The sequence below is a fragment of the Microbacterium sp. NPDC079356 genome (assembly GCF_049545465.1).
Taxonomy (GTDB): Bacteria; Actinomycetota; Actinomycetes; order Actinomycetales; family Microbacteriaceae; genus Microbacterium; species Microbacterium gawkjiense.
The window spans coordinates 210302-235915 of record NZ_JBMWDN010000001.1 but is presented as its reverse complement, the minus strand read 5'-3'; the positions used below and the strand labels follow the sequence as shown (position 1 = coordinate 235915).

Sequence of the window (25614 nt, the reverse complement as noted above, 5' to 3'; positions counted from 1 at the left end):
GTGCTCTACCTCGACCACGCCGCCTCCGGCCCGGTGCGCGCCGAGGTGCGCGAGGCGATGCTGCCCTTCCTGGGCGACCGGTTCGGCAATCCGTCGAGCCACCACACCGTCGGGGAGGATGCCGCGGGTGCGCTGGAGGACGCGCGGCGGCGGGTGGCCGCGGTGCTCGGCATGCGTCCGGGGGACGTGGTCTTCACCTCCGGGGCGACGGAGGCGAACAACCTCGCGATCAAGGGGGTCGCCGTCGCCGCCCTCCTGCGTCACGGGCGCGCCGGCCACGTCGTCACCACCGCGATCGAGCACGAGTCCGTCCTCGCCTCGGTCGACCACCTCGAACGCGTCCACGGCGTGCGGGCGACCCGCCTGCCGGTGGACCCCCACGGTGTAGTGGACCCCGCGGTCCTCGCCGGCGCGCTGCAGGACGACACGGTCCTCGTGTCGGTCGGGTACGCCAACAACGAGATCGGCACGGTGCAGGATGCCGCGGCCCTCGCCGCCGTCGCGGTGGGCAGCCGCATCCCCCTCCACCTCGACGCGGTGCAGGCGGCGGGATGGCTCCCGCTGTCGGGGACCGGCGCCGACGCCCTGTCGCTCGCGGGCCACAAGATCGGTGCGCCACAGGGGATCGGCGTCCTCGCCGTCCGGGGCCGCGTCCCCCTGGAGCCCGTCCTCCACGGCGGCGGCCAGGAACGCGATCGGCGCAGCGGCACGCAGAACGTCGCCGGCGCGGTCGGATTCGCCCTCGCACTCGAACTCGCCGAACGGGAGCGCGACGCCGCGTCCGCACGGGTCGGCGCCCTCCGGGACGCCTTCGTCGCCCGCGTGCAGACGCTCGTCCCCGAAGCGGTCGCCACGGGGCATCCGACCCGTCGCCTCCCCGGCACCGCGAGCTTCACGTTCGCGGGGGTGAGCGGCGAGGCCGTGCTCCTCGAACTCGAACGCCGCGGGGTGGTCTCCTCGAGCGGCTCGGCCTGCGCGGCGGGCAGCGACGAACCGTCGCACGTCCTCGTCGCCCTCGGGATCGCCCGCGAGGTCGCGCAGACGTCCGTGCGGTTCAGTTTCGGCCACCACGCCGCGGGCGACCCGACCCGGATCGCCGACGCGGTCGCGGCCTCCGTCGCGGCGGTACGATCGCGGTGATGAGCTCCCCGACCGTCACCGTCATCGTGCCCGGTCGCGATGTCGGCGCCTTCGTGGACGAGGCCCTCGCCTCCCTCCGCGCCCAGACCCGCAGCGACTTCCGCGCGATCCTCGTCGACGACGCCTCGCGGGACCGGACGGCCGAGGCCTTCGCCGCCACCGCGGCGGCGGATCCCCGCTTCCGCCTCGTGCGCCACGAGGTCGCCCGCGGCCTCGGCGCATCGCGCAACGAGGCGCTCGAGCTCGTCGACACCCCGCTCGTCGGCTTCTTCGACGCCGACGACGTCATGACCCCTCGCGCGCTCGAGATCCTCGTGGGGAGCCTCGAGGTCTCCGGCAGCGAGGTCGCCGTCGGCGCGTACGTCCGACTGCGAGCGGATGCCGCGGGTCACTACGCCCCCGGGGTCGTGCAGCCGTGGGTCGCCGCCTCGACCTCCCCCGCCAGGCGCGGCACGAGCCTGGCGGAACACCCCGACGTCTCGGGCAACATCGTCGCGTGGTCGAAGGTGAGCCGCCTGGACCTGTGGCGCCGCGAGGGCCTGCGGTTCACGGAGGACAAGGCCTACGAGGACCAGGTCGTCGCCCAGCAGCTCTACAGCGCCGCCCACGGCATCGACGTGGTCCCCGACGTCGTCGTCCACTGGCGCGAGCGCGCCGACGGCACCTCGATCACGCAGCGCCGTCACGCGGTCCCCGTCCTGCAGGACTACCTCGACGGCATGAGCGGCGGCCTCGCGGTCCTCGATGCCGCCGGACGCACCGCCGCCGCGCGGTCACGGGTGCGCCTCATCCTCGGAATGGACGTCCCCGCCCTCGTGCGGGTCGCCGAACACCACCCCGACGACGCCTACCGGAAGCTCCTCGGCGCGTTCACCCGTGGACTCACCGAGCGCGCCGAGCGCGACGGCATCCCTCTCGACGCGGACTCCGCGGCGCTCCGCGCCGCCGCCCTCGCCTGGTGACGCGCGGGCGCGGTGCGGATCAGACCGCGCCCTCGATGCGCCCCGCCGCGATCTGCTGGGCGGCGAGCTCCGCGTAGAGACCGCCGAGAGCGAGGAGCTCGGCGTGCGTGCCGGACTCGACGATGCGCCCGCCGCTCACGACGTGGATGACGTCCGCGGCGACGACCGTCGAGAGCCGGTGCGCGATCGACAGGGTGGTGCGCCCCCGCGCCGCCTCGTCGATCGCCTCCTGCACGACGCGTTCCGAGACCGTGTCGAGCGCCGAGGTCGCCTCGTCGAGGAGCAGCACGGGCGGGTCCTTGAGCAGCACGCGCGCGATGGCGATCCGCTGCTTCTCCCCGCCCGAGAGCCGGTACCCGCGCTCGCCCACGATCGTGTCGTACCCGTCTTCGAAACCCGCGATGACGTGATGGATGTTGGCGGCGACGCACGCGGCCTCGATCTCGGCATCCGTCGCCTCCGGCCGGGCGTAGCGCAGGTTGTCGCGGATCGAGGCGTGGAAGAGGTATGTCTCCTGCGACACGATCCCGATCCGGTCGATGATCGAGGCGTGGGCGAGGGTGCGGACGTCGGCACCGGCGAACAGCACCGTGCCCGCCGCCGGCTCGTACAGGCGCGGGGCGAGGTAGAGGATCGTCGTCTTGCCGGCCCCCGACGGTCCCACGAACGCGACGTGCTGGCCCGGCTCGGCGAGGAAGGACACGCCGTCGAGCGTCGCGGGGCTCTGCGGACCGGCATCCGGGTACCGGAAGGACACGTCGCGGAACTCGATCCGTCCGAGCGGACCCGGCGCCGCCGTCACGTCGATCGCGTCGGGGCGGTCGGTGATCGCGGGTCGCAGATCGAGGTACTCGAAGATGCGGGCGAACAGGGCGCGCGAGGTCTGGACGTCCAGCGCCACGCGCATGAGCCCCATGAGCGGCATCAGCAGGCGCGCCTGCACCGTCGTGAAGGCCACGACGGCACCGGCCGTGATCGCGGGGCCGTCGCCCGAGATGAAGAGGCCCGCGACGAGGTAGATGACGGCGGGCACGGAGGACATGATGATCTGCACGACGGCGAAGAAGCCCTGACCGCTCATCGCCTGCCGCACCTGCAGGCCGATCTGCGTGCGGTTCTCGGCGGCGTACCGCTCGGACTCTGCGCGCTGGCGGTTGAACGACTTCGACAGCAGGATGCCGGAGACGCTCAGGGTCTCCTGCGTGATCGCGCTGAGCTCGGAGAGGGACTCCTGCGTCTGCCCCGCGATGCGCGCCCGCACCTGACCCACCCGGCGCTGGACGAGCACGAGGATCGGCATCATCACGACGGCGATGAGGGTCAACCGCACGTCGATCAGCACCATCGCGACGAGCGCCGAGATCACCGTGACGGTGTTGCCGAGGATGCTCGTCACCGTGTTGGTGAGCACGCCCGAGACGCCGCCGACGTCGTTCTGCAGACGGGACTGGATGACGCCCGTCTTCGTGCGGGTGAAGAAGCCGAGGTCCATGGCCTGCAGGTGCTCGAACATCCGCACCCGCAGGTCCCCCGTGACGCGGTTGCCGACGGTCGAGGTGAGCCAGGTCTGCGCGATGCCGAGCCCCGCGCCGAGCACGAACAGCGCGATCATCGAGAGGACGAGGACACCGAGCAGGCCGAGCCGGGGCGACGAACCGTCGACGGGGAAGAGCGCGTCGTCGAAGATCCGCTGCACGAGTAGGGGCGGGATGACGCCCACCGCCGCACCCGCGACGACGAGGACGGCCGTCACCGCGAGCCGGCGGCGGTACGGCCGGAACAGCGCGGCGACGCGGCGGCCGAGGTCGGGGACCTCGGGGGCCGACGCGTTGCGGCGGCGCTGGGCCTCCTCGTCGACCGCGCGGAACCCGCCCCGCCCGCCTCCGGGTCCGCCCATGCTCATCCCGTCACCATAGCCTCGCGCCGGGGTCGCGGCGCCGGCGCGGGAATGCCCGGCTCACAGCATCCGTTAAGCTGAACGGCTCGCCCGGGCCCGGCACCTCCGCCGCATCCCGCCCACTCGAAGGATCCTCGTGCCCCTTTCGGACACCGCTTCCACTCCCGTCGTCCCGACCGATTCGCGACCCGCCAGAACCGGTCCGGTCATCGCGCTGCTCGTCGTCGCCGCATTCGTCGTCATCCTGAACGAGACGACCATGTCGGTCGCACTGACCGACATCGTCGCGGACCTGGACATCACCGTCGCCTCGGGTCAGTGGCTGACCACCGGCTTCCTGCTGACGATGGCTGTCGTCATCCCGTTGACCGGCTTCCTGCTCGAGCGCTTCCCGCTGCGCTCCGTCTTCTTCGCCGCGATGAGCCTGTTCGCCGCCGGCACGCTCATCGCCGCCCTCGCTCCCGGCTTCGGCTTCCTCCTCGTGGGCCGCATCGTGCAGGCCAGCGGCACCGCGATCATGCTGCCCCTCCTGTTCACGACGGTCCTCAACATCGTTCCCCCGTCGCACCGCGGACGGATGATGGGCCTCATCTCCGTCGTCATCGCGGTCGCGCCGGCGATCGGGCCGACCGTCTCGGGCGTGATCCTGTCGACGCTGACCTGGCACGCGATCTTCTGGGTCATGCTGCCGATCGTCCTCCTCGCCCTGGCGCTCGGAGCGGTGTGGGTCAAGAACGTCACCACGACGCGACCCGATGCGCGCTTCGATCTGCTCTCGGTCCCCCTGTCGGCCTTCGGCTTCGGCGGGCTGATCTACGGCTTCAGCGCGATCGGCGAATCGGCATCCGGTCACACCCCTGTGCCCGTCTGGATCCCGCTCGCCGTCGGCGCCGCATCCCTCGTCCTGTTCGTCCTGCGCCAGCTCCACCTGCAGAAGACCGACAGCGCCCTCCTCGATCTCCGGACGTTCCAGACGCCGGCCTTCTCGCTCGCGATCGTGCTCGTCGTCATCGTGTTCATGGCGCTGTTCGGGTCGATCATCCTGCTCCCCATCTACCTCCAGCAGGTCCTCGGCCTGGACGTGCTCGGGGTGGGCCTCGTGCTGCTCCCCGGCGGCATCCTCATGGGCGCGATGGCGCCGTTCGTCGGCAACGCGTTCGACCGCTTCGGACCGACCCCCCTCGTGATCCCGGGGATGCTGCTGGCCGCCGCGGCCCTGTGGGGCATGACGTTCTTCGGTCCGGACACCGGTGTCGCCTTCGTCATCGCGGTGCACCTCACGCTGAGCCTGGGGCTCGGACTCACGTTCACCCCACTCATGACGTCCGCGCTCGGCTCGCTCCCCCGCCGGTTCTACCCCTACGGTTCGGCGACGGTCGGCACGCTGCAGCAGGTCGCCGGCGCCGCCGGCACCGCCGTGTTCGTCGCGATCATGACCGTGGTCACGGCCGGCGCCCTCGCCGACGGCAGCGACGAGGTCATCGCCAAGGCCGACGGCATCCACGCCGCGTTCCTCGTCGGTGCGATCGTCGCCACGGCGGCGGTCGCCCTCGCCCTGTTCGTCCGCAAGCCCGCCGAGGGCGAGGTCGATCTCCCGGCCGCGGCGCACTGATCCCCGCGGCGCCTTGACGCCGCCGGTGCGGGAGCCGTCAGTCGATGCTGCAGCTGCCGCCGCCGCAGCACGCGGCGCCCTGATCGAGGATCTGCAGAGTCGGCTTCTCTTCGGCGGCATCCGTCGTCGTGGGGACGGGCTGCAGGTTCGGGGTCGGCAGGTTCGACATCGCCATGTCGATCAGCCTACGCCGCATAAACGCGGGCGGGGCCGCGGTCAAGGGCCCGCCACCGGCGCGGGCCGCGGCGTAACGTGCGGGCCATGAGCAGCACCGACGGAACCCTCAGCGGAATGCGTGTCGCGTTCGTCGCGACCGACGGATTCGAAGACAGCGAACTGACCTCGCCCTGGCAGGCGGTGACGGATGCCGGCGCCACCGCCGTGCTCGTCTCCCCCGACGCCGGGAGCATCACCGGTAAGAACGGGCACGAGCAGCGGGTCGATGTGACGACCGAGGAGGCGGAGGCCGCGGACTTCGACGCCCTCGTCCTCCCGGGCGGTGTCGTGAACGCGGACGACCTGCGCCTGGACGCGGCCGCCGTCCGCCTCGCGCGCGACTTCTTCGCGCAGCACAAGCCGGTCGGCGCGATCTGCCACGCGGCCTGGCTGCTCGTGGAGGCCGACGTCCTGGGCGGGCGCACCCTGACGAGCTACCCGAGCCTGCGCACCGACCTCGTCAATGCCGGGGCGACGTGGCAGGACGAGGAGGTGGTCGTCGACGCCGGCCTCGTGTCGAGCCGCACCCCCGACGACCTGCCGGCCTTCGACGCCAAGCTCGTCGAGGAGATCGCCGAAGGACGTCACGCGGCGCAGACCGTCTGACCCACCGGATGCCGCACCCCCGCAGGCGCGCGGGGTGCGGCATCCGTCGTGTCAGCTCTCGTCCGACCGGGTCCGGCGACGGGAGAGGACGATGCCGACGACGACGGCGATCACGGCGACCGCGATCACCGAGCCCACGACGACGGGGAGCAGCGCACCGTCGTCGCCCGGGAGGGCCTCACCGGCGACGTCGTCGGAGGTGATGGGGGCGCCGCCGCCGACCGTGAACGGGATGGTCCCGCTGATGGGGTGCCCGTCGCTGGAGACGACGCGCCACTCGACGACGTAGCCGGCGGCCGGCAGCTCCCCCTCGAGCGCCATCGTGAGGGTGTTGGTGTCGATGGTCGGATCGCCCTGCGCCCAGTCGCGCCCCGCCGCGTCGAAGACCGCGACCGTCGCCCCCTCGGTCATGATGGCGGCCGAGTATGTGAGGGTGATCTCCGCGGGCGCCTCGGCCAGGTCGGCGCCGGAAGCCGGGGAGCTCCCGACGAGCTCGTCGTGCGCTGCGGCGGGGTTCGCGACGGTCAGGACCGCCGCCAGAGCGACGACGATGCCGGCGAGGGCGGCGCGCACGGAGGCGGGGAGGGACGAGAGGACGCGCATGCCTCGATTCTCCCGCGTCCGGCTGTGCGGGAGGTCCGTACGACCGGCGCTAGCGACCGGCCCCGTCCGGCGCAAGGCAGGCACGACGCGACGGGCTGCGGGATAGCGTTCACGCACGACACGACGAGAGGACCGGCGATGACCGACGACACCGCAGGAGTCGACAAGCCCGAGGACCGTGGCGCGCCGAGTGCCGAGTACGACGTCCGGGTGAGCGAGCACGACGGGGTGACGCGCATCGACATCGCCGACGACGCGGTCGCCCGCCCCGGGCCCGGACCGGGTCAACCCGAGGCCGACGAGGACTGACCCGCGCGCGTCAGAGCCCGAGGAGCTCGTGGGGCGTCGTCCCGTAGCTCCGCAGGTGGTGACGGGTGAGCCCCGTCTCGGTGAACCCCCAGCGTGAGGCGATCTCGGCGACGGTCACCGTCCCGTCGAGGGGGGCGCGCAGAATGTCGGCGTGCGCGGCATCCAGCCGGACCGCCGTCAGGTGCTCGGCGGGGGTTCGCTCCGGAACGGAGTGGGTGCGGAACGCGCGGTCCAGCGCAGCCGAGCCGACGCCCGCCGCAGCGGCGGCGTCGTCGATCGTGATCGGCAGCGAGGCGTGGTCCTCGAAGAAGGCCACGGCGGTGCGGTAAGCCGCCTGCTGCTGCGCGACCGTCTCGCGCCGCACGTGGGCATCCTCGACGGCGGCGAAGGTCTCGAGGGTGGTGACCGCGAGCGAGCGGAAGACGGAGGCGCGCACGAGGTCGTTGCCGAGGAGGGACTCGGTGTCGAACGCCAGTGCCGCCGCGGAGTGCCACGCCCGGGAGAGAGCCGGAGTGGACGGGGCGGTACCACCGAATCGCAGGGTCAGGGTGTCGTCGTTGTACACGGTCCGCGCGACGTCCCTCAGGACCTCGACGGGGAGCGCGACGACCCGCACCCGGGCGTCCTGGAGTCGACAGTCCAGCGTCCCGGGCTGGAACAGCACGGGGGCCTCGGCGGTGCCCCGGACGCCGTCGACCTCCCATTCGTAGCGGTCGTCGCTCTGCACGACGATGACGGACTCGAGCTCGCACGACGCGCTGTAGCCGCCCTCCACGTGCAGCCGTCGGAGACCGAACCGCTCGTCGCCGGTGCTCGATTCCTCGAAGACGAGGTCGTCGGCGTCGAGCTGGACCTTGCCGTAGCTACGCCGGATGTAGGCCTTGGCTTCGCCTACGTCCGCGGAACGGAAGTGCTCCTCGAACACGGTCATGGCGTCTCCTCACACCGGTGCCCGCGTCTCATCCTACGATCCCCTCGCGTTCTCCGGGCCGCGGGGTCGATGTGCGCAAAACGGATATCCGTGCGCATAATGGCTACACCGCCGCAGAAGGAGCACCGTGGGAAAGTTCATCTATAACGAACGCATCCGTGTCGATTTCGAGGACCGGGTGCTCGCCCACCTGCAGGTGGTCATCACGACCAAACTGCGCCGCGGCGAGTCGTTCACGTTCATGTGGCGCAACGACCAGAGCCTCGGCGACGGCCGACAGGTCGTCTGGCTCCACCCGGGAGGCGACCTGAACTTCCAGTACTTCGGAAGCCGGCAGCCGAGCCTCAACCCCGCCTGGCTCGACGCGCTCAGCTACGTCGCGAACTCCCCCTCCGGCCTCTACCTCGTGCCCGAGCCGCAGGGAAGCGCCGCGGCCGGGGTAGGGTCATCGGAGCGGATCGGGTGATCCGGCGCCGGGTCGTCAGGAGTATGCGGCATGCGCGTTGACGTCGATCCGAAGGTCCGCGACCAGACCATCGTCGCGAGCGACGCCGCAGGAGTGCAGAGCGCCGTCGCGCAGCTGAGTACCCGGATCGCCGTCCGCGACATCGGCACCCCCCTCGCCCTCCGGCACCGGATCGTCGGTGACGACCGCCTCCTGCTGACCTCGTTCGGCATCGACACCCACCTGCACGTCGAGTCCGCCATCACCGGCGCGGTCGCGATCGCCCGGCGCCGGGACGGCGACCTCCGCACCGTCACCAACGGCGAGGAGGTCGACGCGGGCCGGCCGTTCCTGCTGCGGCCCGGGAGCGCCGAGTCGTGGTCGCGCGAGGTGACGGCCGACATCCTCAGCGTGGATCTGCCCGCCCTCGGCGCCTTCACCGGTCACGACGAGTCCGCACTGCACTTCGGTGCGATCCACGCCCTCTCCCCCGAACTGCAACGGCACTGGGACCTCACGATCGACCACGTCACCCGTGTCTTCGACGATCCCGAGCTGCTGCACAACCCCCTCATCCGTCAGGCCGCCGTCGATGCGGTCTTCGCCGCGACGCAGCACGCGTTCGACATCCGATCGGTCGCGGACCGGCCCGACACCCGCGCCGGAACGGATGCCGTGGGTCGGGCGACCGCGTTCATCGACGCGCACCTGGCCGACCCCCTCAGCGTCGGCGACATCGCGCGGGCCGCGCGCCTCAGCGTGCGAGGGCTGCAGAACGCCTTCGCGCGCGTGCTCGACACCACACCGGCCGCGTACGTGCGCGGCGCACGCCTCGCCGCCGTCCGGGCGGAACTGGTCGCCGCCGAACCGCCGCAGACGACGGTCGCCGACGTCGCCCGGCGCTGGGGCTTCGCCCACCTGCCGCGCTTCGCGCAGCACTACCGCGCGGAGTTCGGCGAGCAGCCCAGCGAGACGCTGCGGCGCTCCCGCTGATCAGTCCCAGCCGAGGTAATCCTCGATCTGGAAGGCCGTCTCCCCCGGGTGGGTCATGGGGAAGAGATGGCCGGCACCGGGCAGCCGCACGACGCTCGTGCGGTCGGCCGCGGTCGCCTGCAGATCGTCGCCGTTCGCCGGCGGTGTGATCGCGTCGTCGGCGCCCTGGATGATGAGGATCGGAAGAGATGCCGCGAGGGTCGCCCAGTCCGCGACCGGGGTGGAGGCGAGGGCTCCGCTCTGCAGGTCCTCGACCTCGAGGTCGCGCGAGCGGGCGAACACGTCCCAGGCCAGCGCGGTGTCGATCCCGGGGCCGACGAGGGTGCGGACGGCATCCGCGTCGGGGGCCTCGACCGACGTGGCGAAGGCGGTCTGGAGGGCGCGGGCGGCGTCGTCCTCGAGCGGACGCGTCGACTCGACACCGAGGAGCAGGACTCCGCTGACCCGGCCGGGGTGGTCGAGGGCGACCGTCCGCGCGACCGCGCCGCCGAACGCGTGACCGCCGATCCACGCCGCGGCGATCCCGAGGTGGTCGAGGACGTCGATGACGTCCTGCGCCAGGTCGTGCATCGACACCGCAGCGGGGCCGGGGCGCCGCGAACCGATACGGACGATCCGGAACCCCTCCTCCTCGAGGATGCTCGCGAGCCCGCCGAGGTAGGCCACGTCGAGGCCCTGAGCGGGGATCAGGACGAGGGCGGGACCCTCCCCCTCGTCGATGAACGGGATGGCACGAGCCTCGGCGTCGAACACCTGGCGCTGGATCTGTGACATGGGAGAGGTCCTTCAGTTGTTGAAGCGGAACTCGACGACGTCGCCGTCCTGCATGACGTAGTCCTTGCCCTCGAGGCGCGCCTTGCCCTTGGCCCGCGCCTCCTGGACCGAGCCGGTCGCGACGAGATCCTCGAACGAGATGACTTCGGCCTTGATGAAGCCCTTCTCGAAGTCGGTGTGGATGACGCCGGCGGCCTGCGGCGCCTTCCATCCCTTGCCGATCGTCCAGGCGCGGGCCTCCTTGGGGCCGGCCGTCAGGTAGGTCTGCAGCCCGAGGGTGTCGAACCCGACCCGGGCGAGCTGGTCCAGGCCCGACTCGTCCTGCCCGGTCGAGGCGAGCAGTTCCGCAGCATCCTCCGGGTCGAGCTCGGCGAGCTCGGACTCGATCTTCGCGTCGAGGAAGACGGCCTGGGCGGGCGCGACCAGCGCGGCGAGTTCCGCCTTGCGGGCGGCATCCGTGAGGACGGCCTCGTCGACGTTGAAGACGAAGATGAACGGCTTGGCGCTGAGCAGGCCGAGTTCGCGGATGGGCGAGAGATCGATCCCGGATGCCGAGAGGAGCTCGCCGCGCTGCAGCGCCTCCTGCGCGGCCTTCGCCGTCTCGAGGACCGAGGGGTCGAGCTTCTTGCCGCGCACCTCCTTCTCGTAGCGCACGATCGCCTTCTCGAGGGTCTCGAGGTCGGCGAGCTGGAGCTCGGCGTTGATCGTCTCCATGTCGTTCTTCGGGTTCACGGCCCCGTCGACGTGGACGACGTCGTCGTCGGCGAACCCGCGGACGACCTGGGCGATCGCGTCGGCCTCGCGGATGTTGGCGAGGAACTTGTTGCCGAGGCCCTCGCCCTCGCTCGCACCGCGCACGATGCCGGCGATATCGACGAACGACACCGTCGCGGGCAGGATGCGCTCGGACGAGAAGATCTCCGCGAGGGTGTCGAGCCGGGGGTCCGGCAGGTTCACCACGCCGACGTTCGGCTCGATCGTCGCGAACGGGTAGTTCGCCGCGAGCACGTCGTTCTTGGTGAGGGCGTTGAAGAGGGTGGACTTGCCGACGTTGGGCAGTCCGACGATTCCGATGGTGAGAGCCACGGGCATCCACTCTACGCGGCGGGCGCGCGGCGCCGCGCCCGCCGGTCCCGGTTCCCGGCGGCGCGCCTCCGCCGGGGCGGGCCTCCCGGCGGCGAAGGTGAGGGCATGCCCTTGGACTTCACCGCGATCGACTTCGAGACGGCGAATCCCTCCAACGCCTCGGCGTGCGCCGTGGGAGTGGCCCGGGTCCGGGGCGGTCGCGTTGTCGCCTCGGAGGGCTGGCTGATCCGCCCCCCGGCCGGCCACGACCGCTTCTTCGAGGTCAACGTCGGCATCCACGGGATCCGCGAGTCCGACGTCGTGACGGCCCCCACCTGGACGGAGCAGCTGCCGCGCCTGCTCGATTTCGTCGGCGACGACATCCTCGTCGCCCACAACGCCGGCTTCGACATGCGGGTCCTCCGCACCGCATGCGAGGTCACCGGTCAGGTCGCACCGGAGGCCCGCTACCTCTGCAGCCTGCACGTCGCGCGCAAGACGTACGACCTCCCGTCGTACCGGCTCCCGTTTGTCGCGGCGGCCGCCGGCCACCTCGACTTCGCCCACCACGACGCCACCGCCGACGCGCTCGCGTGCGCGCAGATCGTCATCGACGCGGCGGCCCGCGCCGGGGCGGGCGACCTCGTCGAGCTCGCGATGCTCCTGGGCGTCCGCATCCCGCAGATCCCCTCCGCCGTGCCCGCCACCGCCGCCTGAGACCCCTCGCCCGCGCGGCGCCGACGGATGTCGGAGGCCTGGGGCACCATGACGGACATGGATGCCGCCTACTCCGTCGCACTCGCCGCCCTCTGCCTCATCGCCGGCGCCGTCGCCGCGGGCGCCGTCGTCTCGGCCCGTGAGGCCGGACGGCGCGGCGCCCTCCACGCGCAGGCATCGGCGGCAGCGGCGGCCCGCGACGCCCTGCAGGTCCAGCTCGACCAGCAGCGTTCGCTCCACCGCGACGTGACGGCCCGCATCCACGCCGAGCAGGCCGCGCGCGACGAGCGGGAACGCCGCGAGCAGACGGTGCTGCGCGCACTCGCCCCCGTGCAGGAGACCCTCGCCGCGATGCAGCAGAAGGTCGATCACCTCGAGCGCGACCGGCAGGAGCAGTTCGGGTCGCTGGCCGAGCAGCTGCGCCGCGCCCAGGAGTCCGACGAGGCGCTGCGGGCCACGACCGAGTCGCTCGCCGGAGCCCTGCGCTCCAACGGCGCGCGCGGTGTGTGGGGCGAGACGCACCTGCGCCGCATCGTCGAGTCCGCGGGTCTCACGCGTTACGTCGACTTCGACACGCAGACTTCGATCTCCACGGATGCCGGGGCCGGCCGCCCCGACATGATCGTCCGACTCCCCGGCGACAAGGCGTTGGCGGTCGACGCCAAGGCGCCGTTCGACGCCTACCTCGAGGCCAGCGCCATCCCCGTGACCGCCGTCGGCGAGGAGGCCGCGCGGCGCAGCCGGCTCCTCGCCCGACACGTCGCCGCCGTGCGCGGCCACATCGACGCCCTGGCCAAGAAGAAGTACTGGGCCGGGATGCCGTCGAGCCCCGAGTTCGTCGTCTGCTTCATCCCGAGCGAGTCCCTGCTCGCCGCCGCCCTGGAGGAGGATCCGGCCCTCCTCGAGTACGCGTTCGGTCGGCGGGTCGCCCTCGCCTCCCCCGTGAACCTGTGGGCGGTCCTCAAGACCGTCGCCTACACGTGGACGCAGCAGGACGTGTCCACCGAGGCGCGCCGGCTGTTCGATCTCGGCAACGAGCTGTACCACCGGCTCGGCTCGCTCGCCGGTCACGCCGACGACCTCCGGCGCGCGATCGAGCGCACCGTCGACAGCTACAACCGGTTCGCCGGGTCCCTCGAGACCCGCGTCCTGGTGAGCGCCCGACGGTTCCCGGGGATCGACGACACGCAGCTCGAGGAGCTGCCGTCGCCGACCACGATCGAGTCGACGACCCGCCGACTCACGGCTCCCGAACTGCTCGAGGATCGAGAGCAGGCGGCCGATCTCGGCGAGCTGCGCGGACGCCTCGCGAGCGACTGAGCGCTCAGGAGGGGAAGAAGGTCATGAGACCTACGACGCCGATGGACACGGCGAGGAACGCGCCGATGAGCCACCACGCGTTCACTTCGTGCCCGGGAGGCATGCGACGGCGCAGGAGGACGTCGGGACGGCGCGCCGGGTCGTCGGCCACGGCGATCGGTGCTGTCACGGGACGCACACCACCGGTCGCCTGACCCACGATCGGGATCTGGCCCGTCGGCGTGACGGGAAGGTGACCCGTGAGCGAGAGCTGGCCCGTGCGCGGGTCACTGGATGCGGTCGACATGTGAACTCCTGGGGGCGGTGGCGAGTGCCGGGGACAGCTGACACCATCGACCATTGTGCCAGAGGGGTCGTGCCGGGTCCTGGGTTGACGCTCAGCGCGCGTGTCCGCTACGAGGTCTCGGCGACCGACCGGATCACAGCCACTTCGAGGTGAGGTGCTCCGAGGAGATCCGCCGAAGCGTGCCCGAGGCCCCCCGCAGGACCACGCTCTCGGTGTAGACGAAGTCGCCCACCCGACGCACCCCCGCGACCAGTTCGCCGTTGGTGACACCGGTCGCGACGAAGAGGGTGTTGTTCCCGCGGACGAGGTCGTCCGCTTCGTACACGTGGTCGTCGAGCCGGAGTCCCGCATCGATGCCCCGCTGCTTCTCGTCGTCGTCGCGCGCCCACAGCCGTCCCTGGATGTGACCCCCGAGCGCCTTGATCGCGCACGCCGTCACGATGCCTTCCGGGCTGCCGCCGATGCCGACGCACATGTCGGTGCGGGCGTTGTGCCGCGCGGCGTTGATGCCGCCGGCGACGTCGCCGTCGCTCATCAGTCGCGTGCCGGCGCCGGCCTCGCGGATCTCCTCGATGAGCTTCGCGTGGCGCGGCCGGTTCAAGACCGAGACGACGAGTTCGTCGACGGGCTTGTCGAGCGCCTTCGCGAGGCGGCGGATGTTCTCGGCGATCGGCAGACGGATGTCGACCACCCCGACGCCGGCGGGGCCGGTCACGATCTTGTCCATGTAGAAGACCGTCGAGGCGTCGAGCATCGCTCCGCGATCGGCCACGGCGATGACCGACAGGGCGTTGTTGCGCCCCTCTGCGGTGAGCGTTGTGCCGTCGATGGGGTCGACGGCGATGTCGCACTGCGGTCCGCGCCCGGTGCCGACACGCTCGCCGTTGAAGAGCATGGGGGCGTTGTCCTTCTCGCCCTCGCCGATGACGATGACGCCGTCGAAGTTCACCGTCGTGAGGAAGGCGCGCATGGCGTCGACGGCCGCGCCGTCCGCGAGCTCCTTCTTGCCGCGCCCGATGAACGGGACGGAGCGGATCGCGGCAGCCTCGGTCGCGCGGACCAGCTCCAGCGCGAGGTTGCGGTCGGGATGCAGCGGACTCATGTCGGCAGTCAGGCTCACCATGGGCTCAGCCTAGGCCCGGCCTCCCCCGTGCCCCGCGGATTCCGTGGTGACGGACACGAAGGAATGCCGAATCTTTCCATCGGTGAAGAGACCGGCCCCGCGCGATACGCAGGCTGACCCCGAACCGGAGCGGATGCCGACCCTTCGATAGAGTTGGCCTGAATCCACACCCCTTCCCGAGGAGCTCACATGCCCGTCGCCACCCCTGACCAGTACGCCGACATGCTGGATCGCGCGAAGGCAGGCGGATTCGCCTACCCCGCGATCAACGTCTCGAGCTCGCAGACCATCAACGCGGTCCTCCAGGGCCTGACCGAGGCCGGCTCCGACGGCATCCTCCAGGTCACCACCGGCGGTGCCGACTACTTCGCCGGCCACACGGTCAAGGGCCGCGCCACCGGCGCCCTGGCCTTCGCCAAGTACGTCACCGAGGTCGCGAAGAACTACCCGATCACCGTCGCCCTCCACACCGACCACTGCCCGAAGGACGCCCTCCCCGGCTTCGTCCTCCCCCTCATCGAGGCCTCCGAGGCCGAGGTCAAGGCCGGACGCAACCCGATCTTCCAGTCGCACATGTGGGACGGATCGGCCGTGCCGCTGGACGAGAACATCCAGATCGCGCAGGACCTGCTCCCGCGCATGAAGAACATCAACGCCATCCTCGAGATCGAGGTCGGCGTCGTCGGCGGCGAGGAGGACGGTGTCGCGCACGAGGGCTCGAACGACGCCCTGTACACGACCGTCGCCGACGTGACGAAGGCCGTCGAGGCGCTCGGCCTCGGCGAGAACGGCCGCTACATCTCGGCGCTGACCTTCGGCAACGTCCACGGCGTGTACAAGCCGGGCGGCGTGAAGCTCCGCCCCGAGCTCCTGGGCGAGATCCAGGAGGGCATCGCCGCGCACTTCGGCACCGGCCCGAAGCCGCTCGACCTCGTCTTCCACGGCGGCAGCGGCTCGTCCGACGAGGAGATCGCCCTCGCGGTGAGCAACGGCGTCGTGAAGATGAACATCGACACCGACACCCAGTACGCCTTCACGCGCTCGGTCGCCGGTTACATGCTGTCGAACTACGAGGGCGTCCTGAAGCTCGACGGCGAGGTCGGCAACAAGAAGCTGTACGACCCGCGCGCCTGGGGCAAGGTCGCCGAGTCCGCGATGGCCGAGCGTGTCGTCGCCGCGACGCAGCAGCTCGGCTCGGCCGGCAAGTCGCTCGGCGTCTGAGCAGAGCGGCCCCCACGACGAAACCCCGGTCCGCACGGACCGGGGTTTCGTGTCGCCGGGCTCAGTACCGGGCGGTGCCCAGGACGTCACGCGGGTACAGGGCGTAGCGCACCCCGTCGACGGTGAAGGCGGTGTGCAGGTGGGGGCCGGTCGAACACCCCGTGGAACCGACGGACCCGATCCGCTGTCCGGCGGCGACGGTCTGACCCGTCTTCACCGAGAAGGCGCTGAGGTGGGCGTACACCTGCTCGAGCCGCATCCCGTCGACCGTCGAGGTCACGACGACCTCTTTCTGCTTCGTGGTGTTGGACGCCCAGGAGGGGCAGCCGGTCCGGATCCACACCTCGCGGACCGAGACGGTCCCGCCCCGCATCGCGTAGACGGGCGTCCCGGTGGGCGCGGCGATGTCGTCGCCGCTGTGGCCCGAGTAGGTCGTGAAGGTACCCGAGGGGCGCAGCGGGTACGCCCACCCGTAGCGGCCGGGCACCGACGGCCCGGCGGCCGTCGCGTCGGGCTGGGCGGACATCGCCGCGCTCGTCCAGACGTCGTCGCCGTCGCCGTCGACGAGCCGGAGCACCCCGTCGTTGCCGAGGATCGCGGCCCTCGCCTCGAGCCCGGCGGTCTGGGAGGACCACACCGAGACGCCGCGCTCGTCGAGCAGGAGCAGCTCCCCGTCGCCCGAGAAGAGGAGGCTGGCGTCGAAGGTGCCGGTCGTCCGCGCACTCCTCACGAGGGCGTAGTCACGCGTGAGCGCCACGTTGCCGTCGCCGCGCAGCCCGAACGTGTAGCGACCGTCGGGTGAGGTGAGCAGCACGCCCGGACGGAGGGTCGTCCCGGGGGTCATCACGGACCCGAGCGAGAGGGCCACGGCTTTGCCCGCCGAGGTCGTCGTGACGCTCCGATGATTCTTCTTGACGGCGGTCACCGAGACGCTGACCGAGCGGCCGGCGGCCCACGTCGGGACCTCCCAGCTCGTCCCGGTGGCGCCCTCGATCGCTCCGCCGTCGACCCGCCACTGCACCCGAAGCTGGTCGGGCGCCGGTCGCCACGAACCCGGACTCACGGTCAGCGTCCTGCCCGCTGCGGCCGTCCCGGTGATGGTCGGCTTCGGTGTCGACGTGAAGGGGGCGAGCACGCCGATCCCGGCGGACGTGCGAACGGCCGGGGTGTAGCCCGTCTTCGTGCCGGTGACGCGCACCGCGACGGTGGTACCGGCATCCGCTCCGACCAGGCGATACGTGCGCGCCGTCGCTCCCGCGATCGGGGCGCCGCCGCGGAGCCACTGATACGCGAGTGCGGTCCCCGCGGGAGCCCAGGTGCCGGGGGCCGCCGTCAGCGTGGCGCCGACGGTGCCCGCGCCCGAGATCGTGACGGCGGACGGCGGCGTCAGAAGGCGCGCCACGACCACCCCCGCGCTCGTGCGCACGAGGGACGTGTACCCGGTCTTGGCAACGGTCACGCGGACCGACAGCGTCGCGCCGGCATCGGCGGCCGCGGGGGTGTACGTCGCCCCCGTGGCGCCGGGAAGCACGGCTCCCCCGCGCATCCACTGGTACGCGACGGTGACGGGAGCGGGGCCGAACCCGACGACGGTCGCCGTGAGCTTCGCCCCGACGGCGGGGGTTCCGGTGACGGCCACCGTGCCCGCGGTCAGCGCCGCGGCGGTCGGCGAGGGGGTCGCGGCGGCGGGGGTCGCTGCGGGAGTGGATGCCGCCGTGGCGGGCCCGCCGGCCAGAAGCAGACCGATCGTCGCGGCCAGAGCGACGGCGGTGGAGGCGATCCTCCGGGGTGTGCCGGTCACGATTCCCCTCCCGAGATGACGCACGCGAGGGAACACCCGCAGCAGCCGTAAAAGTACCAGGTACTAGGAACCGAGCGCGAGGCCCCGCACGAGGCCCGGGTCGCCGAAGATCGGGATCACGAGGCAGACGCTCACGATCACGAACGTGACGATGGCGCCGACGAGCGGGATCCACCAGCTCACGCGGCCCTTCGCGAGCGACCACCACGACAACCCCGCGGTGAGCACCCAGCCCACCGCGAAGACGGTCGCGCCGACCCCGCCCCACAGGGCACCCTGCGCCGTGTTGGTGAACTCGCCGTCGACGCCGGCGACCTCCATCCAGGTCTTCGCGAACGACGTGAAGTCGACGAGTTGGGGGATCGCACCGATGACGGTCACGAGGCCGTAGGCCAGGAGGGCCACGGTGATGATGCGGTCCGCCATCCGCGTCGGACGGGCCGCCACGGTCGTCGCCGGCGCGGTGGGCGGATGCGGCGGGTCGACGGGTGCCGCCGGTTCCAGCTCCGGCTGCCGGATCGCGGCGCGCTGCTGCTCGGGCGTCGCGTACTCCCCGTACTGCGGTCGCGGTCGGGGGTCGTCGCTCACGGGCGGGTCCGTCCCCCGAGGGCACGGTCATCGGTGCGGCCGGAGCGGTCCTGACGGAGTTCCTTCGGCAGCGAGAACATGAGGTCCTCCTCCGCCGTCTTCACCTCGGCGACATCCCGGTACCCCGCGCCGGCGAGGTCCTCGAGGACCTCGGTCACGAGCACCTCCGGGACCGACGCGCCCGAGGTGACACCGACGGTCTCGACGCCGTCGAGCCACTCCTGCTTGATCTCGTGGGCGTAGTCGACGCGGTACGCCGCCTTCGCCCCGTACTCGAGGGCGACCTCGACGAGCCGGACGCTGTTGGACGAGTTGGCCGAGCCCACGACGATGACGAGGTCGGCATCCTTCGCGACCTTCTTGATCGCGACCTGACGGTTCTGCGTCGCGTAGCAGATGTCGTCGGAGGGCGGGTCCTGGAGGTTGGGGAACCGCTCGCGGAGGCGGCGGACGGTGTCCATCGTCTCGTCGACCGACAGCGTCGTCTGCGAGAGCCATACGACCTTGTCGGGGTCCTTGACCTCGACGGTGTCGGCCTCTTCGGGCGAGTTGACGACGGTGACGTGGTCGGGCGCCTCACCGGCGGTCCCCTCGACCTCTTCGTGACCGTCGTGCCCGATGAGGAGGATCTCGAAGTCGTCGCGTGCGAACCGCACGGCCTCGCGGTGCACCTTGGTGACGAGCGGGCAGGTCGCGTCGATGGCCTGCAGTCCGCGGTCGGCGGCGGCGTTCACGACCGCGGGCGAGACGCCGTGCGCGCTGAAGACGACGTGCGCGCCCTCCGGGACCTCGTCGACCTCGTCGACGAAGATCGCGCCCATCGACTCGAGCTCGGTCACGACGTGGATGTTGTGGACGATCTGCTTGCGCACGTAGACGGGCGCGCCGTAGCGCTCGAGCGCCTTCTCCACCGCGATGACGGCGCGGTCCACGCCCGCGCAGTAGCCGCGCGGAGCGGCGAGGAGGACGCGCTTGGAGCCCTGGACGGGGAGGTCGACGAGCCGCCCGCGGGCCCCCGGGATTCGGGGCATCGGCAGCGAAACGGCAGGTGAGGTCACCCCTCGATTGTACGAAGCCCCGGCTGGGTGGGGGACGTGTGCAGCAAGATGGGTGTCCGTGACGACTTTCCAGACCGAGCCGGGCGCCGTCCCGCCGCCGGACGCCGTGCACCCGCGGGACTCCTCCCCCGACACGCCGACCTCGGTCTCCCGACTGAACGAGACCATCCGCGACTTCGTCCAGAAGTGGGGGTCGGTCTGGGTCGAGGGCGAGATCACGGCCTGGAACCTGCGGGGCGGTCACGTCTTCGGACGCCTGAAGGATGCCGCCGGCGACGGCATGCTCTCGTTCCGGATGTGGTCCTCGACGCTGCAGCGCACCCCCGACGACCTGAAGATCGGCGACCGCGTGATCGCCTGCGTCAAGGCGGACTACTTCACGAAGACCGGGGATTTCACCTTCACGGTCTCGTCGATGCGCCACACTGGCCTCGGCGACCAGCTCGAGCGGCTCGAACGCCTCCGCGCCACGCTCCGGGCCGAGGGACTGTTCGATCCCGCACGCAAGAAGCCCCTCCCCTTCCTCCCCCACGTGATCGGACTGATCACGGGCGAGCGCAGCGACGCCGAGAAGGACGTGCACCGCAACGCCGAGCTGCGCTGGCCGCACGTCGTCTTCCGCACCGTGTACGCCGCCGTCCAGGGCGACCGCTGCGTCCCCGAGACCCTCGCCGCCCTCCGCACCCTCGACGCCGATCCCGAGGTCGACGTCATCATCATCGCCCGCGGCGGCGGCGACCCGCAGTCGCTGCTGGGGTTCAGCGATGAGCGCCTGGTCCGCGCGGTGGCCGCGGCATCCACCCCCGTCGTCTCGGCGATCGGGCACGAGAACGACCATCCGCTCCTCGACGAGGTCGCCGACCTGCGTGCGTCGACCCCGACCGACGCGGCCAAGCGCGTCGTGCCAGACGTGTCCGAGCAGCGCGCGCTCGTGCAGCAGCTGCGCAGCCGCGCCCGCACACGCCTGACCCAGCGCGTGTCGCACGACATCGCGGCGCTCGCTCAGCTGCGCTCGCGTCCCGTGCTGCGCGACCCGGAGTCGATGCTCACCGGTCGAGCCCAGGAGGTCGTGGCGCTGTCGTCGCGCGGGCGTGACGTCATGCGACGGCGATGGGATGCCGCGGCCCGCACGACGGCGGAGCTGCGGGCGTCGCTGCGCGCCCTCTCCCCCGGTGCGACCCTCGACCGCGGGTACGCGATCGCGCACCTGCCGGGCGGCGCCATCGTCCGCGACGCCGCGCAGGCCCCCGTCGGCACGGACGTCGTCGTCACCGTCGGTCGCGGCTCCTTCGCGGCGCGCTCGTCCGGCGAGGTGCCGGAGGCCGGGGCGGAAGGCCCGTCACCCGCGAACTAGGATGGAGGCCATGACGACCGACGCCGGGGATGTGTCGACCCTCTCCTTCGAGCAGGCCCGCGACGAACTCGTGCAGGTGGTCGCACAGCTGGAGCAAGGCTCCCCCACCCTCGAGGAGTCGCTCGCCCTCTGGACCCGCGGCGAGGCCCTCGCCGCGCGCTGCGAGGAATGGCTGCTCGGCGCGAAGCGACGCCTCGACGAGGCGCGTCCCGACGGCGGAACGGCGCCCTGATGGCCCGGCCCCGCATCGTCGCCGAGCTCGGCCGACCCGAGACGCCGGAGGAGACCGCCGCGCGCAAAGCCGCGGCCTCCGAGCGCTACCGCTCGAGCAAGACCTTCCGCAACCTCATCGCCGCGCTCATCGTGTGCGTCGGCATCATGGCCGTCGTCTACCTCGGGGTCCCCCGCGGCACCCCCGCCGACATCCCCGAGGCCGACGTCCCCGTCGCCGCCGCAGAGGCGGAGCGGACCGCCGGGCACGGTGTGATCGTCCCCAGCGCGCCCGACGAGTGGCGCGTGAACTCCGCGAAGGTCGAGGGCGGCGAATGGCGCGTCGTCTACGCGCCGTCGACCGGCTACGTCGAGGTGACGCAGGCCTTCGCCCCGCCGGAGGGCTGGGTCTCGCGGGAGCTGGGCGGCTACGCCCCGACCGGGACGACCACGATCGACGGCATCGAGTGGGACGTCTACGACCTCCCCAGCGCCGTCGACACCATCGACTACGCCCTCGCCACCACGGCGGGCACCGACACCGTCGTCATCGGCCTGGCCGCCTCCACGGACCGCGGCGCCGCCGAGACCGTCGCCGCGAGCCTGGGCGACCAGATCCGCACCCTGAGAGAGGAGCTCCGTTGAGCACGACGACCCCCGCAGACGTCTGGACGGCCATGCTGGAGGGCAACCGGAGATTCGTCGCCGGTGAGCCGCGGCATCCCCGGCAGGACGCCGAACGCCGTCACGAACTCGCACACGCGCAGCGTCCGACCGCTGCCCTGTTCGGCTGCTCCGACTCGCGACTGGCCGCCGAGATCATCTTCGACGAGGGCCTCGGCGACCTGTTCGTCATCCGCAACGCCGGCCAGGTCGTCTCCGACTCGGTCGTCGGCAGCCTCGAGTACGCCGTCGCCGTGCTGAACGTCCCGCTCATCGTCGTCCTCGGCCACGACGAGTGCGGCGCCGTGCGCGCGGCCATCGACTCGACCGCGGTGGATGCGCCCGCCCTGCCCGCGAACATCTGGCGACAGGTGGCCCCCATCGTCCCGGCCGTCCGACGCGTGCTCACCGCCCACGAGGGCGCCACGGCGCAGACGGTGGATGCCGAAGAGGTCGGCCGCGAGCACCTCCGCGACACCGTCGCCGGCATCCTGCGCTCGTCCGAGCTCATCAGCGAGGCCGTCGCGGAGGGTCGCGTCGCGATCGTCGGCGCCAACTACCGCCTCGCCGACGGCACGGCGATCCCCGACGTCGTCGTGGGCGACGTCGCCTGAGCTCCCCACCCTGCACGACAGTCACTGAAACGAGGACGTGAACGACCATGACTGAGCCGACCGAGTACCGCATCGAGCACGACACGATGGGCGAGGTGCGTGTTCCGAAGGACGCGCTCTACGCGGCGCAGACCCAGCGCGCGGTGGAGAACTTCCCGATCTCGGGCTCCGGCCTCGAGTCGACGCAGATCGCGGCCCTGGCGCGCATCAAGAAGGCGGCCGCGCTTGCCAACAAGGAGCTCGGCACCCTCGATGGCGCCATCGCCGACGCGATCGCCTGGGCGGCGGACGAGGTCGTCACCGGCGCGTACGACGAGCACTTCCCGGTGGACACCTACCAGACCGGCTCGGGCACCTCCTCGAACATGAACATGAACGAGGTGCTCGCGACCCTCGCGACCCGCAAGCTCGGCGCGCCCGTTCACCCCAACGACCACGTCAACGCCTCGCAGTCGTCGAACGACGTGTTCCCCACGTCGGTCCACATCGCCGTCACGCAGGCGCTGATCGACGACCTCATCCCCGCCCTCGACCACCTGGCCGTGGCGCTCGAGGAGAAGGCCGAGACGTGGAAGAGCGTCGTCAAGAGCGGCCGCACCCACCTGATGGACGCCACCCCGGTCACGCTCGGCCAGGAGTTCGGCGGGTACGCGCGTCAGATGCGTCTCGGCATCGAGCGCGTGCAGTCGGTCCTCCCCCGCGTCGGCGAGGTCCCGCTCGGCGGCACCGCCGTCGGCACCGGCATCAACACGCCCCTCGGGTTCCCGCAGAAGGTCATCGCGCTACTCGCGGCCGAGACCGAACTGCCGATCACCGAGGCGAAGGACCACTTCGAGGCGCAGGCCAACCGCGACGGGCTCGTCGAGGCCTCGGGTGCCCTGCGCACCATCGCCGTCTCGCTGACGAAGATCAACAACGACATCCGCTGGATGGGATCGGGGCCGAACACCGGTCTCGGCGAGCTCCACATCCCCGACCTGCAGCCGGGCTCGTCGATCATGCCGGGCAAGGTCAACCCGGTCGTCCCGGAGGCGACCCTCATGGTCGCCGCCCGCGTCATCGGCAACGATGCGACGGTCGCCTGGGCCGGGGCATCCGGGTCCTTCGAACTGAACGTCGCGATCCCCGTCATGGGCACGGCCCTGCTCGAGTCGATCCGACTGCTCTCCAACGCGATGCGGGTCCTCGCCGACAAGACCGTGTCGGGTCTCGTGGCGAACGAGGAGCGCGCAGCGGCCTACGCCGGCATGTCGCCGTCGATCGTGACCCCGCTCAACAAGCTCATCGGCTACGAGGCTGCCGCGAAGATCGCGAAGCACTCGGTCGCCAAGGGGATCACGGTGCGCGACGCGGTGATCGAGCTCGGGTACGTCGAACGGGGCGAGCTCACCGAGCAGCAGCTCGACGAGAAGCTCGACCTCCTCTCGATGACCCACCCTGGTTGATAATCGGAGCGTGAACAGCGCCGCCGCACCACCGCGACGGGGCACGCCGGGACTCGGGATCCTTCTCGCGGTCGCCGCGGCGGGCCTCGTCGGCGTGGGTGCGGCGGCGTTCGTCGTCGTCCTGCTCACCGCCCCGCAGGCAGCCGGCTGGACCGCGCTCGTGTGGGGCGCGACCGCCGTCCCCGCCCTCGCGGGCGTGGGCGTCGTGGGGTGGGCCGTGCTCGAACGGCGGGGCGCGGCATCCCTCCCCTCGGGTGACACGGTCGAGGGTGCGTTCGAGAATCAGCGACGCCTGCTGGACGACGTGCGTCACGAGCTGAAGACGCCCATCACGATCGTGCGCGGTCACCTCGAGATGATGGATGCCGCCGACCCCGACGACGTCGAGGCGATCCGCTCCCTCGGGATGGCGGAGCTGGACCGCATGACACGCCTCATCGGCGACATCGACGTGCTGGCCGCGGTCGAGGGCGGGCAGGTGTCGACGGGGGACGTCGACCTGGCCGCCCTCACGCAGCGGGTCTTCGAGATGGTCGGGGTCATCGGCGATCACGCGTGGCGCGTCGAGCAGAGCGCGGACGGGGTCATCCGCGCCGACGGCGACCGCCTGCTGCAGGCATGGCTGCAGCTGGCCGACAACGCGACCAAGTACTCCCCCGCCGGCACCGCGATCGAGATCGGCAGCGCCGTTCACGCCGGCGGCGCGCAGCTCTGGGTGCGCGATCACGGCCCCGGCATCCCCCCGGCCGTCCGTCACCGCATCTTCCGCCGCTTCGACCGCGGCACCGGCAAGCGCCACGTCGGCGGTTCCGGACTGGGACTCGCGATCGTCGATGCGATCGCGAAGGCGCACAGCGGGCACTGCGCCGTGGCGGACACCCCCGGCGGCGGTGCTACGTTCACCCTGGAGATCCCGACCGGCACCCGGGGCGCCCTGCCGTCCCCGATCCGCGCCGGCGACGTCCTCCTGCAGCGAGAGGCCACTGAATGACCCGCATCCTGATCGTCGACGACGAACCGCACATCGTCTCGCTCGTCTCGCGCGCCGTGCACGCCGAGGGCTACGAGGCCGTGGGAGCCGACGACGGCCCCGAAGCCCTCGAGATCGCGCTGGCGGGCGAGGTCGACCTCATCGTCCTCGACGTCGGGCTGCCGACGATGGACGGTTTCGACGTCCTCCGCGAGCTGCGCGGCTCGGGCGACACGACACCGGTGATCATGCTGACGGCCCGCAGCGGCACGAGCGACACGATCGAGGGGTTGGATGCCGGGGCCAGCGACTACGTCCCCAAGCCGTTCGCGGTCGCCGAGCTCATGGCGCGCGTCCGCTCGCGCCTGCGCGACAGCGCCGCGAGCGCGCCGACCACCCTGACGCGCGGCGGCGTGACGCTCGACATCCTCGGCCGTCGCGCCACCGTCGACGGACGGGACATCGAGCTGTCGTCCCGCGAGTTCGCCCTCGCCGAGCAGTTCCTGCGCAACCCCGGCGACGTCCTCACGCGCGAGGTGCTGCTGAGCCGTGTCTGGGGTCTCGACTTCGACCCGGGTTCGAACGTCGTCGACGTCTACGTGCGCTACCTCCGTGCGAAGCTCGGCGCCGACCACATCGTGACGGTCCGCGGCGAGGGATACCGCTGGGAGTGAGCGACGGACACGGCGAC

General features: G+C 71.8%; 28 protein-coding genes. 17 read left to right on the top strand and 11 right to left on the bottom strand.

Annotated features, from left to right (window positions below; all coding sequences use genetic code 11):
• Both ACPEH0_RS01160 and ACPEH0_RS01155 read left to right on the top strand, forming a co-directional pair.
• Complete coding sequence (locus ACPEH0_RS01160) at positions 1 to 1140, top strand: cysteine desulfurase family protein (protein ID WP_366213240.1); 1140 nt, start codon at positions 1 to 3, stop codon at positions 1138 to 1140.
• Positions 1140 to 2102 carry a glycosyltransferase family 2 protein gene (locus ACPEH0_RS01155; protein WP_366213241.1) on the top strand — a complete coding sequence of 321 codons (963 nt, stop codon included), beginning with the start codon at positions 1140 to 1142 and terminating at the stop codon, positions 2100 to 2102. The genes ACPEH0_RS01160 and ACPEH0_RS01155 overlap by 1 nt, the downstream gene beginning before the upstream one ends.
• A gap of 19 nt (positions 2103 to 2121) precedes the next feature.
• Here the strand turns inward: ACPEH0_RS01155 and ACPEH0_RS01150 are convergent, their stop codons facing one another.
• Entirely contained in the window at positions 2122 to 3999 is a 1878-nt protein-coding gene (locus tag ACPEH0_RS01150; protein ID WP_423719413.1) for an ABC transporter ATP-binding protein, read from the bottom strand.
• 136 nt (positions 4000 to 4135) lie between these two features.
• Between ACPEH0_RS01150 and ACPEH0_RS01145 the strand changes: the two genes are divergently transcribed.
• Positions 4136 to 5611: an MDR family MFS transporter gene (locus tag ACPEH0_RS01145; RefSeq protein WP_423719402.1), complete on the top strand. Its 1476-nt coding sequence runs from the start codon at positions 4136 to 4138 to the stop codon at positions 5609 to 5611.
• A 37-nt stretch (positions 5612 to 5648) separates the two neighbouring features.
• Here ACPEH0_RS01145 and ACPEH0_RS01140 read toward each other — a convergent pair whose 3' ends face one another.
• Positions 5649 to 5786 carry a hypothetical protein gene (locus tag ACPEH0_RS01140; RefSeq protein WP_366213244.1) on the bottom strand — a complete coding sequence of 46 codons (138 nt, stop codon included), beginning with the start codon at positions 5784 to 5786 and terminating at the stop codon, positions 5649 to 5651.
• An 86-nt stretch (positions 5787 to 5872) separates the two neighbouring features.
• On the opposite strand from ACPEH0_RS01140, the gene ACPEH0_RS01135 reads away from it, so the two are divergent.
• The gene (locus ACPEH0_RS01135) at positions 5873 to 6433 is read left to right on the top strand and encodes a type 1 glutamine amidotransferase domain-containing protein (RefSeq protein ID WP_366213245.1); all 561 of its coding nucleotides are present in this window, start codon (positions 5873 to 5875) and stop codon (positions 6431 to 6433) included.
• Between the two features lie 51 nt (positions 6434 to 6484).
• On the opposite strand, the gene ACPEH0_RS01130 is transcribed toward ACPEH0_RS01135, so the two are convergent.
• Positions 6485 to 7036 (bottom strand): copper resistance CopC family protein, encoded by a 552-nt coding sequence (locus ACPEH0_RS01130; protein ID WP_366213246.1) that lies wholly within the window; start codon positions 7034 to 7036, stop codon positions 6485 to 6487.
• Positions 7037 to 7174: 138 nt separating this feature from the next.
• Here ACPEH0_RS01130 and ACPEH0_RS01125 point away from each other — a divergent pair, with 138 nt between their 5' ends.
• Entirely contained in the window at positions 7175 to 7345 is a 171-nt protein-coding gene (locus ACPEH0_RS01125; RefSeq protein WP_253033989.1) for a hypothetical protein, read from the top strand.
• A 10-nt stretch (positions 7346 to 7355) separates the two neighbouring features.
• Here ACPEH0_RS01125 and ACPEH0_RS01120 read toward each other — a convergent pair whose 3' ends face one another.
• Positions 7356 to 8276 (bottom strand): helix-turn-helix domain-containing protein, encoded by a 921-nt coding sequence (locus tag ACPEH0_RS01120; protein ID WP_217530322.1) that lies wholly within the window; start codon positions 8274 to 8276, stop codon positions 7356 to 7358.
• Between the two features lie 127 nt (positions 8277 to 8403).
• Between ACPEH0_RS01120 and ACPEH0_RS01115 the strand changes: the two genes are divergently transcribed.
• Positions 8404 to 8742: an ATP-dependent DNA ligase gene (locus tag ACPEH0_RS01115; protein WP_217530324.1), complete on the top strand. Its 339-nt coding sequence runs from the start codon at positions 8404 to 8406 to the stop codon at positions 8740 to 8742.
• A gap of 30 nt (positions 8743 to 8772) precedes the next feature.
• A complete protein-coding gene (locus ACPEH0_RS01110) occupies positions 8773 to 9714 on the top strand; it encodes a helix-turn-helix domain-containing protein (protein ID WP_366213247.1) in 942 nt (313 codons plus the stop codon).
• On the opposite strand, the gene ACPEH0_RS01105 is transcribed toward ACPEH0_RS01110, so the two are convergent.
• Both ACPEH0_RS01105 and ychF read right to left on the bottom strand, forming a co-directional pair.
• Positions 9715 to 10488: an alpha/beta fold hydrolase gene (locus ACPEH0_RS01105; protein WP_217530328.1), complete on the bottom strand. Its 774-nt coding sequence runs from the start codon at positions 10486 to 10488 to the stop codon at positions 9715 to 9717. It abuts the gene before it with no gap.
• Positions 10489 to 10500: 12 nt separating this feature from the next.
• Positions 10501 to 11574 carry a redox-regulated ATPase YchF gene (gene ychF / locus ACPEH0_RS01100; protein ID WP_064001774.1) on the bottom strand — a complete coding sequence of 358 codons (1074 nt, stop codon included), beginning with the start codon at positions 11572 to 11574 and terminating at the stop codon, positions 10501 to 10503.
• Positions 11575 to 11679: 105 nt separating this feature from the next.
• Between ychF and ACPEH0_RS01095 the strand changes: the two genes are divergently transcribed.
• Both ACPEH0_RS01095 and ACPEH0_RS01090 read left to right on the top strand, forming a co-directional pair.
• Positions 11680 to 12270, top strand: coding sequence for a 3'-5' exonuclease (locus ACPEH0_RS01095; RefSeq protein ID WP_217530330.1), 591 nt, complete (start codon positions 11680 to 11682; stop codon positions 12268 to 12270).
• Between the two features lie 27 nt (positions 12271 to 12297).
• Complete coding sequence (locus tag ACPEH0_RS01090) at positions 12298 to 13590, top strand: DNA recombination protein RmuC (protein WP_366213248.1); 1293 nt, start codon at positions 12298 to 12300, stop codon at positions 13588 to 13590.
• A gap of 4 nt (positions 13591 to 13594) precedes the next feature.
• Here ACPEH0_RS01090 and ACPEH0_RS01085 read toward each other — a convergent pair whose 3' ends face one another.
• Positions 13595 to 13876, bottom strand: a complete 282-nt coding sequence (locus ACPEH0_RS01085; protein WP_253033996.1) for a hypothetical protein — start codon at positions 13874 to 13876, stop codon at positions 13595 to 13597.
• Between the two features lie 133 nt (positions 13877 to 14009).
• Positions 14010 to 14999, bottom strand: a complete 990-nt coding sequence (gene glpX, locus ACPEH0_RS01080) for a class II fructose-bisphosphatase (RefSeq protein WP_217530336.1) — start codon at positions 14997 to 14999, stop codon at positions 14010 to 14012.
• Between the two features lie 189 nt (positions 15000 to 15188).
• Here glpX and fbaA point away from each other — a divergent pair, with 189 nt between their 5' ends.
• Positions 15189 to 16220 carry a class II fructose-bisphosphate aldolase gene (gene fbaA / locus ACPEH0_RS01075; protein ID WP_217530338.1) on the top strand — a complete coding sequence of 344 codons (1032 nt, stop codon included), beginning with the start codon at positions 15189 to 15191 and terminating at the stop codon, positions 16218 to 16220.
• Between the two features lie 61 nt (positions 16221 to 16281).
• Here the strand turns inward: fbaA and ACPEH0_RS01070 are convergent, their stop codons facing one another.
• The 3 genes from ACPEH0_RS01070 to ACPEH0_RS01060 form a co-directional block, all read right to left on the bottom strand.
• Complete coding sequence (locus ACPEH0_RS01070; protein WP_366213249.1) at positions 16282 to 18021, bottom strand: peptidoglycan DD-metalloendopeptidase family protein; 1740 nt, start codon at positions 18019 to 18021, stop codon at positions 16282 to 16284.
• A 63-nt stretch (positions 18022 to 18084) separates the two neighbouring features.
• Positions 18085 to 18609, bottom strand: coding sequence for a DUF6264 family protein (locus tag ACPEH0_RS01065; RefSeq protein ID WP_366213250.1), 525 nt, complete (start codon positions 18607 to 18609; stop codon positions 18085 to 18087).
• Entirely contained in the window at positions 18606 to 19640 is a 1035-nt protein-coding gene (locus ACPEH0_RS01060; RefSeq protein WP_217530565.1) for a 4-hydroxy-3-methylbut-2-enyl diphosphate reductase, read from the bottom strand. The genes ACPEH0_RS01065 and ACPEH0_RS01060 overlap by 4 nt, the downstream gene beginning before the upstream one ends.
• Before the next feature lie 85 nt (positions 19641 to 19725).
• Between ACPEH0_RS01060 and xseA the strand changes: the two genes are divergently transcribed.
• The 7 genes from xseA to ACPEH0_RS01025 are packed head-to-tail and all read left to right on the top strand — an operon-like array spanning position 19726 to position 25597.
• Positions 19726 to 21021 carry an exodeoxyribonuclease VII large subunit gene (gene xseA / locus ACPEH0_RS01055; RefSeq protein WP_217530342.1) on the top strand — a complete coding sequence of 432 codons (1296 nt, stop codon included), beginning with the start codon at positions 19726 to 19728 and terminating at the stop codon, positions 21019 to 21021.
• A gap of 10 nt (positions 21022 to 21031) precedes the next feature.
• On the top strand, positions 21032 to 21253 hold the full coding sequence (locus tag ACPEH0_RS01050; RefSeq protein WP_064001765.1) for an exodeoxyribonuclease VII small subunit: 222 nt from the start codon (positions 21032 to 21034) through the stop codon (positions 21251 to 21253).
• Positions 21253 to 21876: a DUF4245 domain-containing protein gene (locus ACPEH0_RS01045; RefSeq protein WP_217530344.1), complete on the top strand. Its 624-nt coding sequence runs from the start codon at positions 21253 to 21255 to the stop codon at positions 21874 to 21876. Before ACPEH0_RS01050 ends, ACPEH0_RS01045 begins: the two co-directional genes overlap by 1 nt.
• A gap of 32 nt (positions 21877 to 21908) precedes the next feature.
• Entirely contained in the window at positions 21909 to 22508 is a 600-nt protein-coding gene (locus tag ACPEH0_RS01040; RefSeq protein ID WP_217530567.1) for a carbonic anhydrase, read from the top strand.
• A 47-nt stretch (positions 22509 to 22555) separates the two neighbouring features.
• A complete protein-coding gene (locus ACPEH0_RS01035; protein ID WP_359917352.1) occupies positions 22556 to 23953 on the top strand; it encodes a class II fumarate hydratase in 1398 nt (465 codons plus the stop codon).
• A 10-nt stretch (positions 23954 to 23963) separates the two neighbouring features.
• Positions 23964 to 24944, top strand: a complete 981-nt coding sequence (locus ACPEH0_RS01030; protein WP_366213252.1) for a sensor histidine kinase — start codon at positions 23964 to 23966, stop codon at positions 24942 to 24944.
• Complete coding sequence (locus tag ACPEH0_RS01025) at positions 24941 to 25597, top strand: response regulator transcription factor (protein WP_366213253.1); 657 nt, start codon at positions 24941 to 24943, stop codon at positions 25595 to 25597. The genes ACPEH0_RS01030 and ACPEH0_RS01025 overlap by 4 nt, the downstream gene beginning before the upstream one ends.
• Positions 25598 to 25614 lie beyond the last annotated feature (17 nt).